At 64.4% G+C, this 24,306-nt stretch carries 18 protein-coding genes; 4 read left to right on the forward strand and 14 right to left on the reverse strand.

The window, feature by feature from the left end:
* Positions 1 to 553: 553 nt before the first annotated feature.
* The 13 genes from ACZXDY_RS12645 to ACZXDY_RS12705 all read right to left on the reverse strand — a co-directional run bounded on the left by ACZXDY_RS12645 (position 554) and on the right by ACZXDY_RS12705 (position 15,500).
* Positions 554 to 1,171, reverse strand: coding sequence for an Isoquinoline 1-oxidoreductase subunit (locus tag ACZXDY_RS12645; RefSeq protein ID WP_464345708.1), 618 nt, complete (start codon positions 1,169 to 1,171; stop codon positions 554 to 556).
* A 2-nt stretch (positions 1,172 to 1,173) separates the two neighbouring features.
* A complete protein-coding gene (locus ACZXDY_RS12650; protein ID WP_028164668.1) occupies positions 1,174 to 1,689 on the reverse strand; it encodes a (2Fe-2S)-binding protein in 516 nt (171 codons plus the stop codon).
* Complete coding sequence (locus ACZXDY_RS12655; RefSeq protein WP_464345709.1) at positions 1,686 to 4,463, reverse strand: xanthine dehydrogenase family protein molybdopterin-binding subunit; 2,778 nt, start codon at positions 4,461 to 4,463, stop codon at positions 1,686 to 1,688. Before ACZXDY_RS12655 ends, ACZXDY_RS12650 begins: the two co-directional genes overlap by 4 nt.
* Before the next feature lie 87 nt (positions 4,464 to 4,550).
* Positions 4,551 to 5,642 carry a hypothetical protein gene (locus tag ACZXDY_RS12660; protein WP_464345710.1) on the reverse strand — a complete coding sequence of 364 codons (1,092 nt, stop codon included), beginning with the start codon at positions 5,640 to 5,642 and terminating at the stop codon, positions 4,551 to 4,553.
* 226 nt (positions 5,643 to 5,868) lie between these two features.
* On the reverse strand, positions 5,869 to 8,046 hold the full coding sequence (locus ACZXDY_RS12665; RefSeq protein WP_464345711.1) for a xanthine dehydrogenase family protein molybdopterin-binding subunit: 2,178 nt from the start codon (positions 8,044 to 8,046) through the stop codon (positions 5,869 to 5,871).
* A gap of 9 nt (positions 8,047 to 8,055) precedes the next feature.
* Positions 8,056 to 8,505, reverse strand: coding sequence for a (2Fe-2S)-binding protein (locus tag ACZXDY_RS12670; RefSeq protein ID WP_028164664.1), 450 nt, complete (start codon positions 8,503 to 8,505; stop codon positions 8,056 to 8,058).
* Positions 8,506 to 8,657: 152 nt separating this feature from the next.
* Positions 8,658 to 10,049, reverse strand: a complete 1,392-nt coding sequence (locus ACZXDY_RS12675) for an MFS transporter (RefSeq protein WP_464345712.1) — start codon at positions 10,047 to 10,049, stop codon at positions 8,658 to 8,660.
* Positions 10,050 to 10,193: 144 nt separating this feature from the next.
* A complete protein-coding gene (locus ACZXDY_RS12680) occupies positions 10,194 to 10,979 on the reverse strand; it encodes an ABC transporter ATP-binding protein (protein ID WP_464345713.1) in 786 nt (261 codons plus the stop codon).
* On the reverse strand, positions 10,967 to 12,022 hold the full coding sequence (locus ACZXDY_RS12685; protein WP_464345714.1) for a dihydrodipicolinate synthase family protein: 1,056 nt from the start codon (positions 12,020 to 12,022) through the stop codon (positions 10,967 to 10,969). Before ACZXDY_RS12685 ends, ACZXDY_RS12680 begins: the two co-directional genes overlap by 13 nt.
* A gap of 8 nt (positions 12,023 to 12,030) precedes the next feature.
* The gene (locus ACZXDY_RS12690; RefSeq protein ID WP_464345715.1) at positions 12,031 to 12,852 is read right to left on the reverse strand and encodes a GNAT family N-acetyltransferase; all 822 of its coding nucleotides are present in this window, start codon (positions 12,850 to 12,852) and stop codon (positions 12,031 to 12,033) included.
* Positions 12,839 to 13,876: an NAD-dependent epimerase/dehydratase family protein gene (locus ACZXDY_RS12695; RefSeq protein ID WP_464345716.1), complete on the reverse strand. Its 1,038-nt coding sequence runs from the start codon at positions 13,874 to 13,876 to the stop codon at positions 12,839 to 12,841. The genes ACZXDY_RS12690 and ACZXDY_RS12695 overlap by 14 nt, the downstream gene beginning before the upstream one ends.
* Positions 13,877 to 13,894: 18 nt before the next feature.
* The gene (locus ACZXDY_RS12700) at positions 13,895 to 14,665 is read right to left on the reverse strand and encodes an ABC transporter permease (RefSeq protein WP_464345717.1); all 771 of its coding nucleotides are present in this window, start codon (positions 14,663 to 14,665) and stop codon (positions 13,895 to 13,897) included.
* Positions 14,666 to 14,852: 187 nt separating this feature from the next.
* Positions 14,853 to 15,500 (reverse strand): TetR/AcrR family transcriptional regulator, encoded by a 648-nt coding sequence (locus ACZXDY_RS12705; RefSeq protein WP_028164657.1) that lies wholly within the window; start codon positions 15,498 to 15,500, stop codon positions 14,853 to 14,855.
* A 99-nt stretch (positions 15,501 to 15,599) separates the two neighbouring features.
* On the opposite strand from ACZXDY_RS12705, the gene ACZXDY_RS12710 reads away from it, so the two are divergent.
* Positions 15,600 to 16,628 carry an ABC transporter substrate-binding protein gene (locus ACZXDY_RS12710; protein ID WP_464345718.1) on the forward strand — a complete coding sequence of 343 codons (1,029 nt, stop codon included), beginning with the start codon at positions 15,600 to 15,602 and terminating at the stop codon, positions 16,626 to 16,628.
* A 188-nt stretch (positions 16,629 to 16,816) separates the two neighbouring features.
* Positions 16,817 to 18,751: an alkyl/aryl-sulfatase gene (locus tag ACZXDY_RS12715; protein WP_464345719.1), complete on the forward strand. Its 1,935-nt coding sequence runs from the start codon at positions 16,817 to 16,819 to the stop codon at positions 18,749 to 18,751.
* A 119-nt stretch (positions 18,752 to 18,870) separates the two neighbouring features.
* On the opposite strand, the gene ACZXDY_RS12720 is transcribed toward ACZXDY_RS12715, so the two are convergent.
* Entirely contained in the window at positions 18,871 to 19,941 is a 1,071-nt protein-coding gene (locus ACZXDY_RS12720) for a glycosyltransferase family 4 protein (RefSeq protein WP_028163060.1), read from the reverse strand.
* Between the two features lie 311 nt (positions 19,942 to 20,252).
* Between ACZXDY_RS12720 and ACZXDY_RS12725 the strand changes: the two genes are divergently transcribed.
* Together ACZXDY_RS12725 and ACZXDY_RS12730 are read left to right on the forward strand one after the other, a co-directional pair.
* Positions 20,253 to 22,016 (forward strand): ABC transporter ATP-binding protein, encoded by a 1,764-nt coding sequence (locus ACZXDY_RS12725; RefSeq protein ID WP_464345720.1) that lies wholly within the window; start codon positions 20,253 to 20,255, stop codon positions 22,014 to 22,016.
* 64 nt (positions 22,017 to 22,080) lie between these two features.
* Positions 22,081 to 24,282, forward strand: coding sequence for an amylo-alpha-1,6-glucosidase (locus ACZXDY_RS12730; RefSeq protein ID WP_028163062.1), 2,202 nt, complete (start codon positions 22,081 to 22,083; stop codon positions 24,280 to 24,282).
* Positions 24,283 to 24,306: the final 24 nt, after the last annotated feature.

A 24,306-nucleotide genomic window follows, 5' to 3' on the forward strand; every position in this document is an offset into this window, starting at 1 on the left:
AAGCCGGAATGCTTCGGTTGAACCTGTGGTCCTACCCCCGTGCTTTTTGTTGCACGGGACCCACGGGTGCAACCAGCGCCCGGCTTTCCCTGCGCCCTCTGATCTCGAGGAGGGTGAAAGTTGATGCAAAGCTCGGGCAATCCATGCCGCGAGAACGCGGACTCATATCCTCTCCGCACACTCCACCGTCATGCCCGCCAACGGGTCGGCGCGTACGCCGCCCGATGACAGGCTCCGGCGGGCATCCAGTACCCCCGCGGCGTCTCGGCTCAAGCACGACCGCCTCTGGAATACTGGATCGTCCGGTCAAGCCGGACGATGACAGCGGAGAGCTGTTTGACATTCAAATCAGACCTCTCTCCCGTCGTCCCGGGCTTGCGTGCCACGGCGAAGCCCCTTGGTGTAGCCGGGACCCATAACCACAGGCCGTTGTGATGTGCTCCGCTACCACCGCTTGCTCGCGCCACAACACCTCCCTGTGGTTATGGGTCCCGCCTTCGCGGGGACGACGGCGGTGTGAGGCTCTACCCATCCTACGGGAGAGAGTCGCAAGTCATTTCGCGGGACAAGCTGCGCCGCTCTTCGCCCATGCTTCGACGAGCGCGCCCGCCTGTTTTTGTGTGCCCGGCGCGGGAGAACGGCCGAAGCCAGGGTGCCATGCCCAGCCGACCAGCGTATCTTCGCCGATGTGGTGGATCAGCTCTTCGACCTTGCGGCCGCCATTGCGGGCGGGGTCCTTGATCTGGGCACAGATCTCGGCGAGCGATTTGCCTTCCCAACCCATCTCCCGCGGCGCGAGGTGCCATTCCGGGTGGCCCGGTATACGGCCAGGCTCGAAATTGGCGTTGCCGTGACACGCCGAGCACCGTAGCGCCGCCACCCCGTGGCCGTCGGCGCCGCGTGTGACCGGCGGCTGATGCAGCCGGCCCTCGTCGCCCTGGCGCGGCCGGTCGCCGGCGGGATGGCAGTTGACGCAGCGCGGATGCGTCAGCACCTTGCCGAGTTCGGTGAACATCGCCGCCGATCGCGCGTCGCTGTCAGCGATGCCGGCAAAGCTCTCAGGCGAAGCCAGGCCGTGTGATGCGGTCTGCGAGGCCGCATAACCCGTGACCATGCTCAGGCCGAGCGCCACGACCACAACGACAATCCGAAAGCGCGTTTCTGAGATCATGGTCAGGCCAGATAACGCTGGGGATCGGCGAGGATCACGTCGCGGACGGCCTCGTGATATTTGATGTAGCCGGTGCAGCGGCAGATATGTCCGTCGAGCGCGTCTTCGATGGTCTTCTCAAGTTCGGTGCGCGCGACCGGCTTCTTCGCGAGACGTTCCAGGAGGACCTGGGCTTCGTTCAGGAAGCCGGCGGTGCAGTAGCCACACTGGAAGGCGAAGTGATCGATGAACGCTTTCTGAAGCGCGGTAAGCTGGCCATTTCTCGCATGGCCCTCGACGGTCCGGATCGCCTTGCCGTTGAAGTTTGCGGCCGGCACAATGCAGGTCGGACTGGTTTCGCTGGTGCCATCGGGGTTGTCGACGATGATCGTGCAGCTCAGGCACTGTGCGGCGCCGCAGCCGAACTTGGTGCCGGTCATGCCCAGATATTCGCGCAGGAAGTCGTTCATCGAGAGATCGTCGCGCACCTCAATCGGATCGATCGCGCGGCCGTTGATCGTGATGGCAAGCCTTGTCACGCGAGCGCTCCCTTGAGCATGGCCTGGGTGACCGGCAACGAATTGAAGCGGTGGCCGGTGGCGTCGAAGATGGCGTTGAGAAGGGCAGGTACGACGGGGACCATCACGACTTCGGCCATGCCTTTCGGCGGCTCGTCCGGCGACAGTGGCGGCAGCATCTCGATCTCGAGATCGCGCAGCGGCAGATCCGATCCCCGCGCTACCAGATATTGCCCGAGGTTCCATTGCCCGTTGCCGGGACCGCCTTCGTGAGGCGGCAGCGATTCCAGCAAGGCGTAACCGACGCCCATGGCAAAGCCGCCCTGTGACTGGCCGAGCACGACTTCCGGCACCAGCGGCTGGCCGCATTCGAGCACGCTGTAGGCCTTGGCGATGCGCAGCGCGCCGGTCGTGCGCTCGATCTCGACGCGAACCAGCGTGCCGCACATCGAGGCGTAGGCCGTGCCGATCCTGTTGTTGTCGGTTGGCGGAAACCACGCGCTGACGCGATTGAGCGCGGTGAATTTTCCGCCGCCTTTGCGCACCGCGAGCGCGTCGATCTCCGCCTGGTGCAGCTCGCGGCCAAACCGGAAACCCGCGCGCGACCAGGCCCAGCGCGAGAAGCTGTGGGTGATCGCGCCGGTCACGAGGTTGCGCGCATGCGCGGCTGCGGCGAGCGCCGGCAGCGCGAGCGGCGGAAGGCCGGGCAGGATGAGCTGCCCATCCTTCCAGCGCGCTTTGGCGAAATCCTTCGCCCGCGGATCGGAGGGCGGGATGCGCCAGAGTTCGAGCGCCGCCGGCCACAGGCCGTAGCGGAAGATGACGCGCGCGGCCTCGGCAGCCGCATGTGTCCCGACATGCGCGCCGATCGAGGCGCTGGTGGCCGAACTGATCGCAGGCACCCAGCGTAGATTCCTCGCAGCCGCGTCCTGGGTCTTTTGATCCATGGTGTAGGGATCGCCGGAGGTGACGAGACCCAGCGCATCATAGGTATCGATGCGGGCCACCGACACTTCGTCGGCCACCGCGCCAAGATGGATCGCGACGCGGCTCGCGAGTGCGGTTCCGATGCCATTGCCCATCTCGACATGATCGCAATGGATCGAGATCCTGCCGTCGGCTGCGATCTCGACGCGTCCGAGCGAGCAGTCCGCGCCGGTGCCGTAGTCCTTGGTGACGCAGGCGACGCCGGTGCCGACCAAGACGCCGCTGCTTGCAAGCCGCGCCTTCTCCTCGGCGCGTTGCCGCCAGATCGGATGTGTCTCGAGCTTGTCCAGGATCTCGGGCGTGCGGACCGACACGATGTACGGATTTCCCGTCATGGTCCGGCCGTTCTGCTTGAGCGCATTGCGCCGCCGGAACTCGATCGGATCGAGCAGCAAGGCGTCTGCGGCCTCGTCGATCAGCACTTCGAGCGCGGTCATGGTCTGTATGGTCCCGTAGCCGCGCATCGAGCCCGCGGTCACGCCGCGCGAATGCACGGCCACCGTAGTGACGTCGACCTTCGGCACGTCATAGATGCCGATCGCCGCCGTGGCGCCGACGACGGCCACGCTCGACGAGAAGTTCGCAAGGCCGCCGCCGTCGAGCACGTGATCGGCCGCGAAAGCCTGGATCTTGCCGGTTGCGCGGTCGATCCCGATCCGGGATCGTATCTTGAACGGATGGCGTTTGATGCCGCCCTGAAACTGCTGATAACGGTCGTGCGCAAGCCGGACCGGCCGCCCCGGAAAGAACATTGCGGCCAGCGCGACATAGAGCACGAAGGGCGTGTGGTCGCGGCCGCCGAAGCCGCCGCCGATATAGGTGAACTGCGTGTTGATCTGCGCGGGCTTGAAGGGAGCGCGCGTCTGTCCGAGCAGGTACGCGATCGACTCGGTGGCTTCATAGGGCGACTGGACGCCAAGCACGAGTTCGAGATTGCTGCCCCTGTTGTCGTACCAGCCGAGGCCGCATTCCGGCTCGAGGAACATTGGATCGACCGACTGGGTCTCGAAGCTGCGGTCGAGCACCACTATTGCGGGGTTCTTCGCATCCAGCTCGGCGCGGATCTGCTCGCCGTACCGCGCCGCCTTGCCGTAGGGTGCCTGCGTCTCCTTCGCGAAGGAGGACCAGACCGGAAGCGTGGTGTCCTGCAGCCGCCTCGGCGTCACCCAGCCGGCCTGGATCGGCGAATACACGTCGGGCGACTCGGGCGTTGGGCCGGCCACGCGCGTGAAGCGGAAGGCGGCGTAATTGGGCAGGGAGACCGGGCCGGTCTCTTCGCCTGACTTCACGAAGGTGCCGTCGCGCAGCGCCAGCCGCGCACGATCGAAGGCGTCGAACTGCTCGAAGATCAATAGCGCGACCGGCTGTCCCATATAAAGCGGCGTCTTGCCGACGGGGCAGAACAGATCGCCCGCGTAGAATTCAGGGACGCGGGCGCCGATCTTCGCAAGCTCCTCGGCCGTTACCACGACCGACGGCTTCAGCGCGCCGCTCAGGCGTGCGAGGTCCATGCCGAGATAGACGCGCGTCGCATCGCTCGCGCGGACCAGGATCGCGTGCGACGTCGTGGCCGGCCATCCCGGCAGGTCGGCAGCGCGAAAATCGGAGGCGTAGAGCTTGGCGCCGGTGACCTTGGCGACGCCGTCGATGCGACCGCGGCCATCGGCCGCCGGATTCCAGTTTTGCCGGCCGGGCAACACCGCGCGCGCCGGAAAGCCCGCCGGCTCGGCCGCTCCCAATCGTGACAGGCTGAGCGCTATCCCGCTCGCCGTGACCCACTTCACGAACTCCCTTCGCGAAGGCCGCATGCCCCTTACCCCCCTCGGTCAACGCTGTCAGGCGTGCCCGATCTCAAATTATCGTTGCGCCCGAATCACGCACCGATACGAAAAACACTATCGCAAGTCCGCGATCGATGCGGGGCCGGGACCGGGCGTGACCAAGGTCGGCCATTGCTTCGAACCGAATGGCACGGCCGGCGGCAGAAACGTCGTCATGCCGCGCTTCTTGGTCTCGGTAGCAATCGCGACACGCGCATCGCCGCCCATCAATTCATAGTCCATGAGATGATAGTTGCCGAAGAACAGCGAACCGACCGAGCGATCCGCGATGATCCGCGTCAGCGATTCCAGCATGTCCGCGGGCGTCGTTGTGAACGAGATGGTTTCGATCAGGAGCAGGCGGTCATTGATGGCATCGGGACCAAAGAACTGCGCGAGCACGCTGAACAGCACGTTGTTCTGGCGCGCCACATAGATGGTGTTGCTCGCGGCATAGGTCTTGTCCCAGTCGGCGCCGAGCTGGGCTTTCCAGTCCGCCAGCACGCCGATCCAGTGCGCAACCTGGGTCTCTGCCGCCCATGCAACGTTCTTGGCGAGGTGTGGCGCCTGCTTCTTGCCGAAAGCCTCAAGCGTTGCAAATGGGATGACGTCCTTGGCGAGGCATTCGTCCATGAAGGCGAGGTTGTTCTGCAGGATGGCGCGGTTGTTGTCGCGCCAGCCGGCTTCCGTCGGCGTGCGGTCCAGCCCATCGAGCGCCGACTGCATGCGGCTGCGATAGGCGAGCATCGAGCCGCGCCAGGATTTGTCGTCGGGATTGTCGACATAGGGGCCGGCCACTTCGGCCAAGGCCATCGTGCTGTGACCCACCGACTTCAGGAGCTGATAGACCATCGCCACCTGCGGCGCCTCTGTCGGCGCCATTCCCGGACGGTAAAGGATCATCCTGCCGCCGGCACCGGAAAACAGCGCAAGGATGACCGGATGCTTGCTCAGGATGTTCTTCTGGAAGATCTTTGCCGCGTCGCCATACAGCTCAAACATCGCGGTGTTGAGCGCGAGCACGTCCTTGGTCGCGGTGTCGGCGGGTGTGGTGCTCGTCTTGCCGGAGATCGGCGCCATGTAGGATGGAAGGCCCTGGGCCTCCGCGCCCGCACCGTTACCGCACAACAATAAAGCCGCCACCGCCAAGCCGACGTAGCGCTGCATGCCGATTCCCCCGCCCGTGATTCGCACCGATTCCTCGCCGGGCGGCAGTATTCGGCCATTCGCGTGACGCGCAAGCGACACTTGCCGTGATCAACAGCGTTGGTTGTGGGATGATTGATGCGGTCCGTAAAATAGTGCGTTCATCGAGGAGCGGCGGACCAGTCGCTTGGTCGTCCCGGGTCAAGCCCGGAACGACTCGCTTGTCAGGTCGTGAACCACAACGTCCTTACGCGAAGCTGATGTTCTGCTGCCGTAGCGGTACCGAGCGGATGCGTTTTCCGGTCGCCGCGAAGTAGGCATTCAGCACCGCGGGCGCGGCGACGCCGATGGTCGGCTCGCCGACGCCGCCCCAGAAGCCGCCGCTCGGCATCAGGATCGTCTCCACCTTCGGCATCTCGCTGATGCGCATCGAGTTGTAGGTGTCGAAGTTGGTCTGCTCGATGCGGCCGTCCTTTACGGTGCAGCCGCCATAGAACAAAGCGGAGAGGCCGTAGACGAAGGAACCCGCGACCTGCCGTTCCACCTGCGCCGGATTGACGACGTAGCCAGGATCGGTGGCAGCGACGATGCGATGCACCTTGATCTTGCTGCCGTCGGTCACCGAGATCTCGGCGGCGCCGGCGACATAGCTGCCATAGCCCATCACCTGTGCGAGGCCGCGATAGACGCCCTGCGGCGCCGGCTTGTCCCAGCCGATCCGTTCGGCGACTGCGTTCAGCACCGCCAGATGCTTCGGATGACCCGCCATCAATTTGCGACGGAACGCGAGCGGATCCTGGCCGACCGCATGCGCGAGTTCGTCCATGAAGCTCTCGAGATAGATCGTGTTCGGATTGATGTTGACGCCACGCCAGAAGCCCGGCGGCACATGCGGATTGCGCATCGAATGTTCGATCAACAGGTTCGGGATCGAATAGCCGATCGCCGCTTCGCCGCTGGGCGCGAGCCCCTGGAATGTCGCGGGATCCATGCCGTTGATCATCGCTTCGGGCCGCAGCCGCGCCAGGATCGACTGGCCGGAAATCCGCATGCGCAGCGCGGTCAGGTTGTTGTCGGCATCGAAGGCGCCGACCATCCGGCACTGGGTGACCGGATGATAGAAGCCGTGCTGCATGTCCTCTTCGCGCGACCACAACAGCTTGATCGGCGTGCCCTGCATCTCCTTGGCGATCAACACCGCCTGCCGCACGTAATCGCTCTGGCCGCGACGGCCGAAGCCGCCGCCGAGGATCAGCTTGTGGACGTCGCATTTCTCAGGCGGAAGGCCTGAGGCTTGCACCGCGGTGGCGAAGGCAGCTTCGCCGTTCTGCGTGCCGCACCAGACATCGAGCTTGTCGCCGGTATGAAGCGCGGTCGCGTTCATCGGCTCCATCGTGGCCTGGTTCTGGTAAGGATAGTTGTAGACGGCCTCGACCACCTTTGCGGCACGCGCGATCTCCGCCGTCGCATTGCCGTTCTGGTTGCCGACGAACGCCGCCTGCGACGGCTCGAGTCCTTCGGCCAGCCATTTGCTGATCGTCTCGCTCGAGGTCTTTGCGTTCGGGCCTTCGTCCCACTCGATCGGCAGCGCATCGAGTGCAGTCTTGGCGTGCCACCAGGTGTCGGCGACGACGGCAACCCCGCTGTCGCCGACGCGCACCACCTTCTTGACGCCTTTCATGTTGGCGATCTTGGCCTCGTCAAAGCTCTTCAGCTTGCCGCCGAACACCGGGCAATCCTTGATCGCGGCGTTCAACATGCCTGGCAATTTGAAGTCGATGCCATACACCATCGCGCCGGTGGTCTTGTCGGCGGTGTCGAGGCGCTTCAGGCCCTTGCCCGCGATCTTCCAGTCCTTCGAGTCTTTCAGCTTCACATCGGACGGCGGAGAGAGCTTGCTAGCTGCTTCCGCCACCTTGCCGTAGGTCGTGGTTCGGCCCGTCGGCAGATGGGTGATGACGCTGCTCGCGGCCGAGCATTCGGACGCAGGCACCTTCCATTCGTTCGCGGCGGCCTGGATCAGCATCAGCCGCGCGGTGGCGCCGCCCTTGCGGACGTATTCATGCGAGCCGCGGATGCCACGGCTGCCACCGGTCGAGAAATCGCCCCAGGGCCGGCCGCGCGCGGCGCTCTGGCCCGGTGTCGGATATTCGGTCGTGACCTTCGACCAGTCGCATTCGAGTTCTTCGGCAACGAGCTGCGCGAGACCGGTGAGCGAACCCTGGCCCATCTCCGAACGCGCGATGCGGATCACCACCGTATCATCCGGACGGATCACCACCCAGGCGTTGACTTCGGGCGAGCCATCGGCGGCGCGCGCCACCGCCCCGCCAAACGGAAGATTGAAGCCGAGTGCAAGGCCGGCACCTGCTGCGGCGGTGCCAATCACAAATGCGCGGCGGTTGAGCTTGACGTGCTGATTCATGACGGCACCTCACGCGTTCGCGACGGCGTGAATCGCTTCGCGCACCTGCGCGAAGGTGCCGCAGCGGCAGATATTGGTGATGGCCTCGTCGATGTCCTGGTCGGTCGGTTTCGGGTTGTCTTTCAGGAGCGCCGCCACCGCCATGATCATGCCGGTCTGGCAATAGCCGCATTGCGGCACGTCGTGCTCGATCCAGGCCTGCTGCACCTTGTGCAGCTTGCCCTCGGCGGCAAGGCCCTCGATCGTCGTGATTTCCTTGCCATCAACTTCGCTGACGAGCACGCCGCAGGATCGCATCGCCACGCCGTCGACATGAACGGTGCAGGCGCCGCATTGTGCGATGCCGCAGCCATATTTGGTGCCGGTCAGTCCAATGTTTTCGCGAATCGCCCAGAGCAGCGGCGTATCCGGCTCGACATCGACCTCGATTTTCTTGCCGTTAATTGTGAGGTTAGCCATCGCAATCCCCTTTTGATCCAGTTCCATCAACTAGACCTCGGGGCGAGTGTGACCCGGCCACTAGAACGATTCAAATCAAGAAAATGCGTATGCGAGGAAGCAGGAACAAACCCGAGGGCGCGGTGTTCTTGATCTCTTGCGCCTCGCGCAGATCATGCGCCCTTGCGTGCGACAGCCAGCCGCAGGAAACTCATCGCGCTTCCGAGCACCGCAAATCCGGCGCCTAGCGCGAGTGCGTAGGTGGCGCCTTCGTGGCCAGCGATGGCAAAGCAGAAAGCGGCGAGCGCGGCGCCGATGGTTTGCCCGGTCAGGCGCGCGGTCGCTACGATGCCGCTGGCGCTACCGCTGCGATGCGGCGGCGCACTGCTCATCAGTGCCTTCATATTGGGCGTCTGGAAGAAGCCGAATCCGATCCCGCAGATCACCATGCGCCAGACGATATCGGGGATGCTGGGGGAGGCGGGTAGTGTTGCCAAGAGCGTCATGCCGAGGCCGAGCAGGATCAACCCGATACCGCCAAGGATGCCGACCGGGTAACGGTCGGACAGGCGGCCGCCGATCGGCGCCATTATTCCAACAACCAGCGGCCAAGGTGTCATGAAGAAGCCGGTCTCGACCTGCGAGCGCATCAGCACGGCTTCGAAATAGAACGGCAGCGAGACGAAGGCGAGGCCCTGGATTGCGAACGAGCAGACCGCGGTTGCCGCTGATAAGGCGAACATTGGGCGGCGGAACAGGTCGATCGGCAGCATTGGCGCCGGATGATCCCGATGCCGGTGCGTCAGCAGCCAGCCCAGCACCACCGCTCCAGCAACCTCGACCAGCACCAATCCCGGCGAGGTCTTGTGCGCGGCGCTGCCGATGCCGATGATGAAGAGACCGAGGCAGCCTGAGGCCAGCACTGCGCCGGGGAGGTCGAAGGCATGCACGGCGCGCGGCGTCTGCGGCAAAGTCTTCATGCCGATGAACAGTGCGGTCAGGCCGAACGGGATGTTGATCGCAAACAGCCACGGCCAGGTTCCGAACGCCAGGATGGCGGAGGCAATCGTCGGCCCGAGGGTGAAGGCGGTCGCGACCACCAGCGCGTTGTGGCCGAAGCCGCGACCGTGCATCCTGCTCGGGTAGACGTAGCGGACCAGCGCGGTGTTGACGCTCATCAGCCCGCTGGCGCCGAGCCCTTGCAGCGTTCGTGCAATGAGAAGGCTGTCGAGGGACCACGCCATCGCGCAGCCGAGCGAGGCGAGCGTGAACAACAGGAGGCCGCCGAGATAGATGCGCTCGTGGCCGACGATTTCCCCGAGCGCACCAAGCGGCAACAGCGTTGCGACCAGCGCGATCTGGTAGACGTTGACGACCCAGACGACATCCGCCGGGCTGACCTTAAGATCGGCCGCGATCGCGGGCAGGGCGATATTGGCGATCGCGGTGTCAAGCGAAGCCATCGCGAGCGCGGTGAAGATCGCGGCCACCGCCCAGCGCCGCCGCTCCGGCGGCAAGCCGTCCATGACGGGCGCGACTGGCGCCTTCGCCGCGAGCATGTCCATTGTGGTCAGATTCTCCGGAAGGACAGGATCCCGTCCTCTCGGTCATCTACTACGCGCGCGCGGGTTGCCACAGGTATGCGGTTGCATGATGCGTATGCGCAATTCTGCGTTCCGGCTTGGCGTCAGCCGTCCACGCGCGGCGGATCAGGCGTTGGTGCTGAGGCCGAGCCGGGCATAGATGCGCCGGGCGTAGGCGCCGAATTCGTCCGTAGTCTTGATCGGAAGCGCGCGGGGGAGGGGCAATTCGATCGGGAAATATTCCGCCATCCGAGCGGGCCCGGCGGTGAGCACGGCGCAATGGGAGCCCAGGAACACGGCCTCCTGGATGCTGTGGGTGACGAAGATGATGGTCTTGCCGCTTTCGCGCCAGATCCGCAGCATTTCCAGGTTCATCTGCTCGCGCGTCAGCGCGTCCAGCGCGCCGAACGGCTCGTCCATCAGGATCAGTTTCGGATCATGGATGAACGCGCGGGCGATTGCGGTGCGCTGCTGCATGCCGCCTGAGAGCTGCTGCGGATATTTGTCCTCATAGCCGGCGAGGCCGACCATCTTGAGCAGGTCGCGGGCGCGCTCCCGCGCCGCCTTGATCGGTAGGCCGACGATCTCGGCCGGCAGCAGCACATTGTCCAGTATGGTGCGCCACTTCAACAGCAGCGCCTGCTGGAACACCATGCCGATATCGCGCGCCGGGTCGAACGGCGTCTTCGCGTTGCCGATCTCGATCGTGCCGCCATCGGCGCTGTGCAGGCCGGCAAGGATCTTCAGCACGGTGGTCTTGCCGCAGCCGGATGGTCCGACCAGCGCCACCAGCTCGCCCTCGGCGATGTCCATGGTGACGTCGGAGACGGCAAGGAACTCGGCTCCCTTGGACCGATAGACCTTGCGGACGTTGCGCAGGCTGATGAAAGGCTCGGCCGTCATGCCGACCATTTCTGCAGGTTCGCGGCGACGAAGGCGTCGTCTGAGAGATCGGCATGCTCGCGGCAGACGCGGTCGATCTCCAGCATCTGGCCCGGGCTGAGACCTTCGTTTGGATCGAGGCACCAGATGCCTTCCAGCAAGCCCTGGCGGCGGAGGATCTCGTGACAGCCTGCGATGCAGCCGTGGAAATTGTTGGCGACGTCGAAGAATGCGCTGTTGCAATCGGTGACGCGGGCATCGAGCGCCAGCAGATCGGCAGGCACCGTATCCTTGTGGCGCGCCGCCTTGCACATCTCGAATTGCCTGATTGCCGTTTGCGTCCACACCGACCAGTGACCGAGCAGGCCGCCTTTGAAGTAGGTGCGAGTGGTAACGCCATTCTCGCGCAGATCGAACGGCAAGGTGAGGTCGAGCAGGATATGGTCGTCATTGCCGGTATAGAGGGCGACGCGATCGAGGGCACCAGCCGCGGCGACGCCGCGCAGCACGTCGAGGGTGCGATAGCGGTTGAATGGTGCGGTCTTGATCGCGATCACATTGTCGATCGCCGCAAAGCGCCGCCAGAAGTCCGCGCTCAGGACGACGCCGCCGACCGCGGGCTGCAGGTAGAAGCCGACCAGCGGGATCTCGCGCGCCACTGTCTGGCAATGCGCGATGATGTCGTCTTCCGACGCGGCCTTCATCGCCGCGAGGCTGAGAAGGCCGGCGTGATAGCCGATATCGCGTGCGGTGCGTGCTTCCGAGATCGCCTGCTGCGTCGGGCCGGCGAGGCCTGCGACCATCGCCAGTGGCCGCTTGGTCCAGTTCGCTGCCGTCTCGGCGGCAAGCTCCAGCACCGGCCGATAGAGGCCGACCTCGCGGATTGCGAATTGCGTGGTGTGGACCCCAACTGCGAGGCCGCCGGCGCCGGCGTCGATATAATAGCGCGTCAGCGCGCGCTGATGCGTCCTGTCGAGCGCGCGATTGGCGTCAAGCGCGAGCGGATGCGCGGGCAGCACGGTGCCGTCGGCGATCAGCTTGCGTATCTCGGATTTGATCTCGCTGTGGTGCATGGCCAATCCTATCCAAATTCCGGGCCGGCGACGGCGAAGGGAAGCTCTTCGCCTTGCGTGGCGGCGCGGCCGAACCGCATGCGCTGAAACGGCCGTTCGATGTTCCAGCCGGCGCCGGTCAATCCGGCGATGAATGATTCCTGCGACGCGATCGCGTCGATTAGGAGGGGGCCGGTTTCGGTTCGGCCGATCGCGTCGACCAGCGCCAGCGCGTCCGCCGCGCTGTCCGCGAACAGTGGTCCGATCTGCCGCGCGGTGCGGCCGTCGCGCGCCAGCGCCATCGCGTTGCCGTGAGATAGAATGCGCGAGCCTGTACGCGCGCCGAATTCGGCGAGCAGGGCGTTGCGCTCAAATCCCATGGCGCGCCGGTCGCGTGCGGTGAACGTGTCGATATCGGAGGCCGCGAGCGTCACGGGCGCCTCTTGCGCCGGATGTTCGAGCCGCAAGCGCCGGAGCTGCAATGTCGGCGTGAAGCCAAGTGGGCCGTACACGGTGGCGCCCGCCGGCGTCGCATCGAGCCAGGTGGTGAGGCCGCGCTGTCTTGCCGCGTCGAGACAGGCATCGACCAGCCGGGTCGCGATGCCGCGGCGGCGCCAGCGTTCGGTCACCAGCACCATGCTGATCCAGGCATTGCCGGCCGAATACGGCAGCAGCGCCGCTGTTGCGACCAGATGCGTTCCGTCGCGGACGCCGAACACGAGGCCATTCGTGAGAAAGAAGCGCCAGTCGGCCTCGTTCTGATTCCAGTGTGCTTCGGTCGACAGCGCAAGCCCGGCCACTGCGTCGTTGACGCCGAGTTCGACGATGGCGACGGGCTCAGTATCGGCCATCGCGCACCTCATATTTGGTCGGCTTGCCGAGGCTCGGCATCGCGCGCGCCACCCAGTCCGCGGTCCAGGCGATCAACTGCTCGGTGTCGACGACCGGAAGACCGAACAGCTTGATCGCCTGCGAGGTGTCGGTCAGCCATGCCGTGGGTTCTTCCTTGCCGACGATCACCGGCTCGCGGCCGAAGCGCGCACCGAACTTGGCGGCCAGATCGCGCACCGCGAGGATCTCGTGGCCGCTGACATTGATCGGCGAGGTCGGCGTCGTGCAATGCGCCAGGCTCCGCAGTGCCTGCGAGGCGGCATCGCCCTGCCAGATGAAATTGACATGGCCGAGACTGACGTCGATCGGTGTCCCCGAAGCCACCTTGGTCGCGATGTCGTGCAGCACGCCATAGCGCATGTCGATCGCATAGTTCAGGCGGAACAGCCGGCCGGGCGTCGAGAACTTCCTTGAGAAATACTCGAACATGCGCTCGCGCCCGACGCAGGATTGCGCGTATTCGCCGGGCGGGTTCGGTGCCATGTCTTCGTCGGAGCCTTTGCCGTCGACCGGCACGAAGGGATAGACGCAGCCGGTCGAGAACGCCACGATCCGCGACGTGGGGAAGGCCTGCGCGACCAGCGCTGGGACATGCGCATTCATCGCCCAGGTCAGCGACAGGTCGCCCTCGGCGCCGAATTTGCGGCCAGCCATGAAGATGATGTTTGGCGCCTTCGGCAGCGCCCTGATCGCGGCCTCATCCAACAGGTCGCAATTGATTGTCTCGATGCCGCGCTCTTCCAGCCAGTCCTTCACCGCGGGATCGCTGAAGCGGGCGACGCCGATGACGCGGCGGTCGGGTGCGGCGGCCTTGGCAAGGCCGCCCAGCGTCGGTCCCATCTTGCCGGCGACGCCGAGGATCATGATGTCGCCGTGGACCTTGCTGATATCGTCGATCAAGGCCTGGCTCGGACGGCACAGCAGGTCGTCGAGCGCTGCAATATCCGGGATCGTCTTCGGCAAAGTGTCGCGCGTGAGCAGCATGGTTCTTCCCCTGGTTTCTTATTGCAGCCGGATGTCGGAGACCACGAACAGCCGTTCAAGGCCGAGCACCAAACCGTAAAGCGCAACGCCGAGCAGAGTCAGCAGAACGACCGCCATCACCATGGCCGGGGTGTCGAGCGAGGACTGCACCTGGATCATGAGATAGCCGAGCCCGCGCTCGGAGGCGATGAATTCGCCGACGATCGCGCCGGCGACCGCCAGGATAGCGCCGACTTTCATGCCGGAAAACACGTAAGGCAGCGATCCCGGCAACTGGATCTTCCGGAACAGCGTCCAGCGCGAGCCGCGCAGCGATTTGACGAGGTCGAGCAGGTCGGGCTCGACCTCGCGCAGGCCGCGTGCGGTCGTCAGCAGGATCGGAAAGAAGCAGATGCTGAAGGCGATCAGGATGTTCGGAATGATGCCGTAGGAAAACCACACGATGATCAGCGGGCCCAACGCCACTTTCGGGATCATGTTCAGGGTCACGAACAATGGTAGCAACACGAGACTCACCAGCGGCGACCAACTGAAGATGACGGCAAGCGCGACGCCCACCAGCGCGCCAAGGCAGAAGCCGCCGAGGATTTCAGCGGCGGTGACGAGCAGGTTCGACAGCCAGGCATATTTGGCGGAGCTGAGCGTCGCGACGGTCGCGAGCGGCGAGGGCAGGATGAACTTCGGCACCTGGAACGCGTCGACCAGGACTTGCCAGAGCACGATCACGGCAAGATGCACGATCAGGATGATCGCGATGGACCGCGTGGACCGCCCGCCGTCACTGAACACCAATTGCTCCTTCGAAACGCCGGCCGCCCCGGCCCCTCGCTCTCAGCCTAGCCCGGTCGTATCCATCTTTCAACCACCTGGTTGATTATATCGCGCCGTCATTGCGAGCGCAGCGAGGCAATCCATAGCGCCGTCCGTGGAGACGTGGATTGCTTCGCTGCGCTCGCAATGACGGCGGTGGCAGGGTCTACGGCCGGAGCGACTGCAGCACCAGGTCGGTTACGTGCCGCCGCCGGGCCCGGCGCGCGGCCGTGCTCGACAGGTCCTTGCCGAAGATCGCCGACAGCGTCGGCGTATTGGAGAAGAAGAAGTAGCTGAGTGCCGCGATCGAGATATAGAGGTGTACCGGATCGACGCCGCGTCGGAACACGCCGGCGCGCACGCCTTCATTGAGGATCTTCGAGACCATGCTGACGAGCGGCGAGTGCATGGCCTCCAGCCGGCGGGAGCCGCGGACGTGCCGGGCACCGCCGCGGTTCTCGTCGTTCAGGAGCACGATGAAGTCGGGATGGGCGGCGAGGTGATCGAAGGAGGCTTCGATCAGCTTCTTGATCGCCTGTTCGGGCGGCAGTCCCTCCAGGTTGAGCTCGCGCTCTTGCTCGCGGATCTCCTCATAGACCCATTCGAGCACGGCGAGGTAGAGCGCGTCCTTGTCGCCGAAATAATGGTAGACGAGCTGCTTGTTGACGCCGGCTCTGGCCGCGATCTCGTCGATCCTGGCGCCGGCAAGCCCATTTTGCGCGAATTCGCGCCGCGCCGCGGTCAGGAGCTTCCGTTGCGTGGCGACGGGATCGCGTCGCTGCGGCTTTGTGTCGTCGGATCGTCTCTTCAGCATTTCCAACCAAACAGTTGACAATTACGCCTGTCCCTTGTTGCATTGTTAACGTCACAAACAAGGTGCGACAAGGCCGGGTTGCGCACGGGGAGAGTTGCGATGAAGGGTTTGAGGCTTGCAGCCTTGACGCTGGGGTTTGCGCCGGCCCTGGCGTTTGCGCTGGCGGCGTGGGTTGCGCCGGCGCGCGCCGCCGAATCCGTCAATCTGATCCTGAACTGGACGCCCACGGCGGATCATTCGCCGTTCTATTACGCCAAAGCGCAGGGCTGGTACGAGAAGGCCGGCATCGATCTCACGATCGAGACCGGCAAGGGCTCCGGTGTCTCATCGCTGAAGGTCGGCTCCGGCGGCTCGCCATTCGGCATCGCCGATCTCGCGACCATGCTGGTGGCCAAGAGCAAGGGCGCCGACGTGGTGGCGCTGATGAGCATCTACGCCAATACCGGGCAGACCTTCTATTGGCTGAAGAGCTACGGCGTGAACGGGATGAAGGATTTTCCCGGCCACAAGATCGGCAACCCGCCGGGCGATGCCTCGCGCGTGATGTGGCCGGCCTTCGCCAAGGCAGCCGGGATCGCGCCTGACTCCGTCACTTTCGTCAATGTCGGCCCGACCGCGAAGATCGCGGCGCTGAAGAGCCACACGGTCGACATCATCAGCGATTTCTACAACGAGCACGATCTGAAGGCGATCGAGTTCGGTGCCGATCTCGGCTACGTCAACTGGAAGGACATCGGGCTCAATCCTTACGGCAATTCGCTGATCGTCAACGGCGCATTCCTGCAGAAGAATCCGAAACTGGTCGAGGAATTCGTGCGGGTCACGCAGAAGGCCTATGCCGCCTGCGTTGCCGACGTTGCGCCCTGCCTGAAGGCGCTGCTCGACCAAGTCTCCGGCCTCGACCGGGAGAACCAGGAACGGCAATGGGAGCGCATCAAGATCCTGATGACGGACGAGTTCACCACGACCAAGGCGCTCGGCTGGATCGACGCCGAGCGGATGAAGAAGGACTATGAGTTGGTGCACACCTATCTCGGGATGGAAAAGCCGTTCGACGTGAACACGGCGTTTTCGACCAAGATGCTGGATGAGAGCATCAAGATGGACGCGAGCAAGGTGAAGAAGTAGCGCGGCCGTCATTCGGCCGGTTTTCGTCATGCCCGGGCTTGTCCCGGGCATCCACGTCCTTGGGGCGGAAAAGAACGTGGATGGCCGGGACAAGCCCGGCCATGACGGTGCATTTGACGACTGGAGCTGTGCTCTCATAATCCCTCTTCATTGCCGCGGCCGGATGGCCGGGCGGGGAGGGACCAGACATGACCGAGACAATCGCCGGCGAAGCTCCCAAGGACGCTTCACCCTCTGTGGTCGCGCAGCACGCGGCGATGCTGGATGCGTTGCCATTCCACGATATGGCAGATTTCGACGACGCCGCGCGCGGCTTCATCGGCACCGTCGAGAATGCGCACATCGCCACCGCCCAGGGCCGGGTGGTCTGGAGCCTCGAACCCTATAGCTTCCTTGCCGCGGAAGACGCTCCGCCCACCGTCAATCCCAGCCTGTGGCGGCAATCGCGATTGAATATGCATCACGGCCTGTTCGAGGTGGTGCCCGGGGTCTACCAGGTGCGCGGGCTCGACATCGCCAACATGACGCTGATCGAAGGCGACAGCGGCGTGATCGTGGTTGATACCCTCACCTCGATCGAGGGCGCCCGGGCCGCCATCGAGCTCTACTTCAGGCACCGCGGCAGGCGTCCGGTTGTGGCAGTGATCTTCACCCATACCCACACCGATCATTGGGGCGGCGCCCGCGGGGTGCTCGATGACGAGACATTGTCGAGCGGGCAGGTGCCGATCATCGTGCCTGACATATTCATGGAGCATGCGGTCTCCGAGAACATCATCGCCGGCCCCGCGATGTTGCGGCGTGCGCAATATCAATTCGGGCCATTCCTGGCGAAGGGCGCGCGGGGGCAGGTCGATTGCGGGCTCGGCAAGTCGATGGCGGCCGGATCGGTGGCACTGTTGCGGCCGACCGATCTGATCCTCACCACCGGCGACAGGCGCGTGATCGACGGCGTCGAATTCGAATTCCAGATGGCGCCGAACAGCGAGGCGCCGGCGGAGATGCATTTCTACCTGCCGCGCTACAAGCTGCTGAACCTCGCGGAAAACTGCACCCACAATTTCCACAATCTGCTGCCGTTTCGTGGCGCCGATGTGCGCGATGCCTTGGCGTGGTCGAAATATCTCGGCGAGGCGCTCAAGCTGTGGGGCGGCAAAGCGGAGGCGATGTGCGGCCAGCATCATTGGCCGGTGTGGGGTCGAGAGCGGATCGACACCATGATCCGCCAGCAGCGCGATCTCTACAAGTTCGCGCATGACCAGACCATTCGCCTGATGAACCATGGGCTGACCGCGAGCGAAATCGCGGAGACCATTCGGCTGCCGAAAAGCCTGGAGGGCGCCTGGCACGGCCGCGGCTATTACGGCCACATCCGGCACAATGTGAAGGCGATCTATCAGAAATATCTCGGCTGGTATGACGCCAACCCCGTCAATCTCGATCCGCTGCCGCCGGTCGAGTCGGGCAAAAAATACGTTGAGTATATGGGCGGCGCGGATGCGATCCTGGAACGGGCGCGGAAGGATTTCGCCAACGGCGAATTCCGCTTCGTCGCGCAGGCGGTGAGCCATCTGGTGTTCGCCGAGCCGGGCAATGCCGCGGCCCGCGCGCTGCTCGCCGACACGTTCGAGCAGCTCGGCTATGCCGCGGAAAGCGCGACCTGGCGCAACAGCTATCTGTTCGGCGCGCAGGAGTTACGGCAGGGCATGCCGAAGGCGCCGGCGCGGCCGGCGATGCCACGCGAAACGCTCGCCGCGCTCCGCACCGGACAGCTCTGGGACGTGCTCGGCATTCGCCTCAACGGCCCCAAGGCCGATGGCAAGCGCATCGTCCTGAACTGGAAGTTCACCGATACCAACGAGACCTTCATCCTCAATTTGGAGAATTGCGCGCTGACCTATATCGCCGATACGCAAGCTGAGGACGCCGATGCCAGCTTCACGCTGGCGCGCAGCACGCTGGATGAAGTCATTGCCAAGTTGACGACGTTTCCGGAGGCGGTCGCCAGCGGCAGGATCAGCGTCAGCGGCGATGCAACGCGGCTGACTGAGCTGATGACGCTGATGGATGAGTTTCCGCGAATGTTCGAGATCGTCGAGCCGAAGCGAACGACGGTGAGTTGACTGGCGCGTAGCGCGTAGGGTGGGCAAAGGCGCGTCAGCGCCGTGCCCACCACCAAGTGTTCGCTCGTAACGGTGGGCACGCTAGGCTTTGCCCACCCTACGGCATCTCCGCTCTTCCCTCACTCCGCGCTTGCGACCAGCTTGATGCGCGGCTCGGCCGCTTCCATCAGGTCACGATAGCAGTTGAGATAGTCGAGGGCCATGCGGCGCGCGGTGAAGCGGGTCTCGAACCGCTTGCGGATCGTCTGCCGGCTCAGCGCCGGAAGCCGGCCGACCGCGCCGACGGCGCTGGTCTCATCCTCGACGATGAAGCCGGTCAGGCCATCCTCGATGATCTCCGGCACCGAGCCGCGGTTGAAGGCGATGACCGGCGTGCCGCAGGCCATGGCCTCGATCATCACCAGGCCGAACGGCTCCGGCCAGTCGATCGGCAACAACAGGGCGATGGCGCCGCTCAGGAACTCCGGCTTCTCGCGGTCGCTGATTTCGCCGATGAAATCTACCAGGGGGTTGTCCACGATCAGCGGACGGATGACCGCCTCGTAATATTCCTGGTCGGCGCGGTCGACCTTTGCCGCCATTTTCAAGGGGATGCCGCAGCGCATCGCGATCTTGATGGCGCGGTCGACCCCCTTTTCCGGCGCGATGCGGCCGAGCACCGCCAGATAGGACGGGTTGACCGCCTGCGGCGTCAGCAGGTTCTCCGGCAGGCCGTGATGGATCGTCTTCACCCAATTCGCCTGTGGCACCGGACGGCGCTGGGCGTTGGAGATCGAGATCACCGGCACCTCCGGGAACGTATCGAACACCGGTTGGTGCTCGGGAAGGTCCAGCCGGCCGTGCAGAGTGGTGACGAACGGCGTCGGCTGCCGCTGGAACAGCGACCACGGATAATAATCCAGATGGAAGTGGAGGAAGTCGAACTCCTCCTGATCGCATTTCTGTCGGACGCGCTCGAGCAGCACCATGTGCAGCGCGTTGGGATCGCGGACCGATCCATCCAGCCGCAATGCTTTCGGCCAGGTCGCCTCCAGCTTGCCCGAGGTCTGCGAGTCCCCACTGGCAAACAGGGTAACGTCGTGGCCTAGCGTGACCAGTTCTTCAGTCAGCCAGTGCACGACCCGTTCCGTCCCGCCATAGAGCTTCGGGGGAACAGCCTCCGTCAGTGGCGCAACCTGCGCGATGCGCATGCTTTCGTCTCCTCTGTGTGATGTGGGATAATCAAGCCCAACCCCATTTGTCCGGCACCGGCATGCCGTAACGGGAACGTTCCCGCACGTGCGAAGTTCCTTTGCTGTGTGGGTCGTTCTTTCTTCCTTCACAGTGTGGTCTTGCTGATGCCATTTGCCGCGAACAAATTTTCGCAACTATCGGTGCTGCAGAATTGTTGCGCAGTGATGGCTTCGCGGTACGAAACATCGATCACTGTCCCTCACGGAATCGTGTGCGGGGCGGTTCACTAAGAAATTCACCTTGCTGCTCAACAGGTTTGCAGGCGCACATGGACAATCTTTCAGGATACGCGCACCGCCCCTTTCCTTTTGTGCTGCGCTATCTGCGGCGGCGGCCCGCATCACACGCCGTAATATTGGGGTGCGTTCTCGGTGCGGTTGCCTGCTCCGTAGGCACGCAGTACGGGGTGAAGAACCTCGTCGACAGCCTATCGGGCGGTCCGGCTCAGGCCGGCGGCGTATGGCTGGCATTCGTTCTGCTCATGTCACTGATCGCGGCAGATAATTTTCTGTGGCGGATCGCAAGCTGGATCGCGAGCTACGCTTTCGTCGGCGTCACCGGCGATCTTAGGCGCGACCTGTTCCGCCACCTCACCGGTCATGCGCCGAGCTACTTTACCGATCGCCTGCCAGGCATGTTGACCAGCCGGATCACCGCGACCTCGAACGCGGTCTATACGGTCGAGAACATGTTTGTCTGGAACGTGCTGCCGCCGTGTGTTGCGACCTTCGCCGCGATCGCACTGATCGGGACCGTAAGCCTGACCATGTCGGCGGTGCTGATCGTCATTGCGGGAACCATGGTGTTCGCGATGTTCCGCATGGCAGCCGCCGGCCGGCCGCTGCACGATGATTATGCCGACAAGGCGGCCGCCGTGGATGGCGAGATGGTCGACGTCATCAACAACATGCCGCTGGTGCGGGCGTTCTGCGGATTGAGCTTCGAGCACGCCCGGTTCGACGCGACCGTGGACCGGGAACTGACCGCCCGGGGCCGCAGCCTGCGCTACCTCGAAAAGCTGCGGCTCACTCATGCGGCGGTGACGGTGGTCCTCACCATCTGCATGCTAGCGTGGGCGGTCAACCTTTGGCAGCAGGGCGCCGCCACCACCGGCGACGTCGTGCTGGTCTGCACGCTCGGGATCTGCATCCTGAGCGCGACGCGCGATCTGGCCGTGGCGCTGGTCGATGCCACCCAGCATGTCGCCCGCCTGATGGAGGCGCTCGCGACGCTGCTGACCCCGCATGAACTGAAGGATCACCCGGAGGCCGAGGCGTTGATCAAGAGCGGGGCTGCGATCGCCTTCAATAACATCTCGTTCCAATACCCCGGCGGCATGCAGGTGTTCGACAAGTTCAACCTGCGTATCCAGCCCGGTCAACGGGTCGGGCTGGTCGGGCAATCCGGCGGCGGCAAATCGACGCTGTTCACGCTGCTGCAGCGCTTCTACGACGTGGAGCGCGGCAGCATCACCATCGACGGCCAGGATATTGCGCGGGTCACGCAGCAGAGCCTGCGCGAGGCGATCTCGGTGGTGCCGCAGGACATCTCGCTGTTCCACCGCTCGATCATGGAAAACATCCGCTACGGACGGCCGAACGCGACCGACGACGAGGTGCTCCGCGCGGCGATCGCAGCGCGCTGCGACTTCATCGAGAATTTACCGGAGGGTATGGATACCATCGTCGGCGACCGCGGCGTCAAGGTGTCGGGCGGGCAGCGCCAGCGCATCGCAATCGCCCGTGCGTTCCTGAAAGACGCGCCGATCCTTCTCCTCGATGAAGCGACCGCGGCGCTTGACAGCGAGTCCGAGGAGGCCATACGTGAAGCGCTGTCGCGCCTGATGCGCGGGCGCACCGTGGTCGCGATCGCCCATCGCCTGGCCACGCTGCGCAGCTTCGATCGTGTGGTCGTGCTGCAGGGCGGCCGCATCGTCGAGGACGGGCCGCCCGATATCCTCGTGCAGGGCAGGGGGCCATACCGCGAACTGGTGGTGCGCGAAATGGGCCGCCTCGCCACCCAGGCTGCCTGATCCACAATAGTTGCGTATAGTCAGCGTCCATCGCAAACCCGAGAGAGAGGCGCTCGAGGTCTAAATGGCAGCGGAGATCGTTACGCAGATTTCGACCGTGCGTGTCGTCGAGCAAATCGCGGAATCGCCCTTCTACATTCCGATGACCGGTCCCGCCGCGAGGCCGCGGCGGTCGCTTAAGCATGACGACACGTTCATCGTGCTCGACAGCCATGGCGACATCGGCGCTTCCGCCGGCGGACCCGACGGCCTGTTCAACGCCGATACGCGCTATCTCGCGCGGCTGGAAATGGTGCTCGACGACGTGCAGCCGCTGTTGCTCGGCTCGAATCTGCGCGACGACAACTCGGCGCTGACTGTCGATCTCACCAACTCCGACGTCTATCGGGGCGGCCGGCTGATGCTGCAGAAGGACACGCTGCACATCGTGCGCTCGATCTTCCTCTGGCGCGGCACCGCCTATCAGCGCATCGGTCTGCAAAATCACGGCGACCGGCTGGCGAGCTTCGATCTCACCTTGCTGTTCGACAATGATTTTGCTGATCTGTTCGAAGTGCGCGGCGAGCGCCGGCCCCGGCGTGGCGTAGGCTCGAGCAGGTTGCTCGGCCCGACCGACGTCGTGCTCGAATATGTCGGACTGGACGAACAGTCACGGATCACGGCGCTGCATTTCGATCCCAAGCCGACGCGGCTCGCGGTCAATGCCGCGACCTATCATTTCGAACTGGAGCCCAAGGCGGTCACCTCGCTGTTCATCGCGGTGTCCTGCAACAAGCCGGTCATGCACAAGCCGGTGCCGTTCTTTCGCGGGCTGCTCGCGCATCGCCGTGAGATGCGGCGCTCGACGGCTGGTGCAGCCAGCATCGAGACCTCGAACAACATCTTCAACGAGGTGCTGTGCCAGGCAATGGCCGACCTCAACATGCTGATGACGGAGACGCCGCAGGGCCGCTATCCCTATGCCGGCATCCCCTGGTACTCCACGACGTTCGGCCGCGATGGATTGATCACCGCGTTGCAGATGCTGTGGATCGATCCGCGCATCGCCAAAGGCGTCTTGAAGCGGCTTGCGTTCTTCCAGGCCAAGAGCGTCGATCCGCTTTCCGATGCCGAGCCCGGAAAGATCCTGCATGAGATGCGCGGCGGCGAGATGGCGGCGCTGCGCGAGGTGCCGTTCGCGCAATATTACGGCAGCGTCGATTCGACGCCGCTGTTCGTGCTGCTGGCCGGCCATTATTTCGAGCGCACCGGAGACGAAGCGACGCTTGCGGAACTCTGGCCCTCGATCGAGGCGGCGCTGCAATGGATCGACGGCCCCGGCGATCCCGATGGCGACGGTTTCATCGAATATCAGCGCGCGACGGAGCAGGGCCTCGCCAACCAGGGCTGGAAGGACTCCTACGACGCCATCTTCCATGCCGACGGCAGGCTGGCGGAGGGCTACATCGCGCTCTGTGAAGTGCAGGGCTATGTGTTCGCGGCCAAGCGGCTGCTGGCCAGGGTGGCGCGCCGGCTCGGCTATGCCGACAGGGCAGAGAAGCTCGACGAAGAGGCCGAGACGCTGCGCCAGCGCTTCGAGGACGCCTTCTGGTGCGAGGAACTCGGAACCTATGCGCTGGCGCTCGACGGCAAGAAGGAACCCTGCCGGGTGCGGACCTCGAATGCCGGCCAGCTCCTGTTCACCGGCATCGTACGCGAAGACCGCGCGCGGCTGGTCGCAGCCGACCTGATGAGCCAGAGCTTCTTCTCGGGCTGGGGCATCCGCACGGTCGGCAGGAACGAGGTCCGTTACAACCCGATGTCCTATCACGATGGCTCGATCTGGCCGCACGACAATGCGCTGATCGCGCTCGGCTTCGCGCGCTACGGGCTGAAACACTCAGTGGCGCACCTGTTCAAGGGGCTGTTCGACGCCGCCAGCTACATGGATCTCCGGCGTTTGCCCGAACTGTTCTGTGGGTTCCAGCGCGAAAGGCGGCGCGGACCGGTGCTCTATCCGGTAGCCTGTGCGCCGCAGGCTTGGGCGAGTGCGACCCCCTTCACGCTGGTGGAGGCGGCGCTGGGGCTCGAATTCGACGCCGCGCGCGGCGAGATCAGGCTGCGCGATCCGCGCTTGCCGGAATTCCTAAATGAGGCGATCCTGCGCGACCTGCAGCTCGGCGCCTCCAGCGTCGATCTGCGAGTCCGCCGCCATGATGGCGAAGTATCGCTGGAAGTGCTGCGTACACGCGGTCAAATCCAGGTGTCGATCGTGCTGACGCATTGAGTGTCGGCCAGAATGTTTAGCTTT

The organism is Bradyrhizobium sp. LeoB3, from assembly GCF_055456055.1.